Origin of the sequence: Kitasatospora sp. NPDC059747, assembly GCF_042732955.1 — a bacterium.
Taxonomy (GTDB): Bacteria; Actinomycetota; Actinomycetes; order Streptomycetales; family Streptomycetaceae; genus Kitasatospora.
On record NZ_JBHWGV010000044.1, the window covers coordinates 1 to 2,145 of the forward strand.

The 2,145-nt window shown below is 75.1% G+C and carries 2 protein-coding genes; both read left to right on the plus strand.

Annotated features, from left to right (window positions below; genetic code table 11):
• On the plus strand, positions 1–1,173 hold a 1,173-nt coding region (locus ACFV4G_RS20375; RefSeq protein WP_380442245.1), incomplete at its 5' end, for an acyltransferase family protein.
• Positions 1,170–1,985, plus strand: coding sequence for an alpha/beta fold hydrolase (locus ACFV4G_RS20380; RefSeq protein WP_380442247.1), 816 nt, complete (start codon positions 1,170–1,172; stop codon positions 1,983–1,985). The genes ACFV4G_RS20375 and ACFV4G_RS20380, both read left to right, overlap by 4 nt.
• Positions 1,986–2,145: the final 160 nt, after the last annotated feature.

Consider the following 2,145-nt stretch of genomic DNA (forward strand, 5'->3'; position numbering starts at 1 on the left):
TCGACCCCCGGCGCTGGAGGGGCGCGGGCGCCGGGGGGGGCCCCGCCCCGCGCGGGCCCCCCCGCGGCGGCGGCCGGGCGGCGCACCCCCCGCCTCGACTCGCTGACCGGACTGCGCTTCTTCGCCGCGCTGTCCGTCTTCGTGTGCCACTCCTCGTACCTGGCGCTGCCGACCTTCGCCGACCACCACACCAACGTCGTCTTCCACGAGGTCTCCAACCAGTTCGGCGGCCTCGGCGTGGCGTTCTTCTTCGTCCTCAGCGGTTTCGTGCTCACCTGGTCGTCCCGCACAGGCGACCGCCTCGGGGCCTTCTACCGCCGCCGGTTCGTCAAGATCCTGCCGCTGTACTACGCGGCCGGCGCGGCGTCGGTGGCGGTGTTCTGGGGCACCGGCACGCAACTCTCCGACGTGCTGCGCTACGCGACGCTCACCCAGGTGTGGGTGCCGAACCCGAAGCACAACTTCACCGTCCTGCCCCCGGGCTGGTCGCTCGCGGTGGAGGCGGTGTTCTACCTGGTGTTCCCGTTCGTGATCGCCCGGTTCCGCACCGTCCGCTCCGGCACCTCCTGGGCCGGGCTGGCCGTGTGCGTGGCCGGCGCCGTCCTGATGCCGGTCCTCGCCTACACGCTGCCGTCGGGGAACATCAAGCTGATCAGCGAGCCGAGCGTGACGGGCTTCCAGCTGTGGTTCGCCTACGTGTTCCCGCTGGGGCGTCTCTTCGACTTCTTCGCGGGCATGTTCGCCGCCCAGCTGGTGGCCTCCGGCCGCTTCCCGCGGATCAGCCTGCCGTGGGTGCTGGTGTCGTTCGTCCCGGCCTACGCCGTCGCCACCTACAGCCCGGTGCTGTTCGGCTGGCGGGCGCCGCTGATCGTCCCGTGCGTGCTGCTCATCGTGGCGGCCGCCCAGCGGGACGTCGCCGGCCGCCCGGGCGTCCTGGCCTCCCGGCCCCTGCTGGCGCTCGGCAACGCGTCGTTCGCGTTCTACCTGTGCCACTACCTGGTGCTCTACACGCTGAACATCAAGGTGCTGCACGGGCCGTTCGGCTCGGGGGCGATGGTCGCCGTCTACCTGGCGTCGGCGCTGGCCGTCTCCCTCGTGATCGCCGGACTGCTGTACCGGTACGTGGAGATGCCGCTCGTGCGGCGGTTCGGCAAGCGGAAGGGAGAGAGGTGACGGACCTCCAGTCGCCGGTGTCGAGCGCGCTGCTCGGCACCGGCCGCACCGAGTACCTGAGCGCCGGGACGGGCACCGGGCTCGCCCTCGCCCACGGGGCGGGCGGCGACGTCGAGTTGAACTTCGGGCCGCTGATCCGGCGCCTCGCCGGGCGCCGCCACCTCGTCGGCACCCGCTACCCGGGCACCGGCGCGTCGGACCCGTCCGGCGACCTCGACGTGTTCGCACTGGCGGACTCCCTGGTCGCCGCCCTGGTCCGCGAGGGCCACGAGCGGTTCCCGGTGGTCGGCTCGTCCTTCGGCAGCGCCGTCGCCCTCGCCACCGCGCTGCGCCACCCGGAGCGGGTCACCGGCCTGGTGCTCACGGTCGGCTTCAGCGAGCCGGACGCGCAGTTGCGCACGGTCGCCGCGGTGTGGGAGGCCCTGGCCGCGGCCGGGGACCCGTCCGTGCTGGGCGCCTACCTGATCGGCCTGCTGACGCACCCCCGGCTCCTCACGGAGCTGGGCGCGGAGGAGCACGGCGCACAGGCCGCCGCCGTCGGGGCGGGGCTGCCCGCGGGCGGGCTGCTCCAGATCACCGCCGCCACCCGGGTCGACCTGACCGGTCGCCTGGGCGAGATCGCCGTGCCCACGCTCGTCGTCGTCGCGGGCGCCGACCGCGTCGTCCTCCCGGCCACCAGCCGGCTGCTGGGGGAGCGGATCCCGGGGGCGACGGTCGTCGAGTACCCGGGCGCGGGCCACGCCTTCACCGAGGACGAGGGCCGGCTGTGGGCGCGGGACGTCGAGCGCTTCCTCGACGAACACGCCGTCTGACCGGCCCGGTCACCCCGCACCCCTGTTGCCGTTGGTTGTTCCGGTGGGGCGGGGGGGGCGGCCCCCGCCCCCCCCCCCACCGCATAGGCGGGGGCGCGGGGCGGGGCGGGCGGGGGGGGGGAAGCGCGCCCGCCCGCCGCGGGGCGGGCCCCCCGCGGGG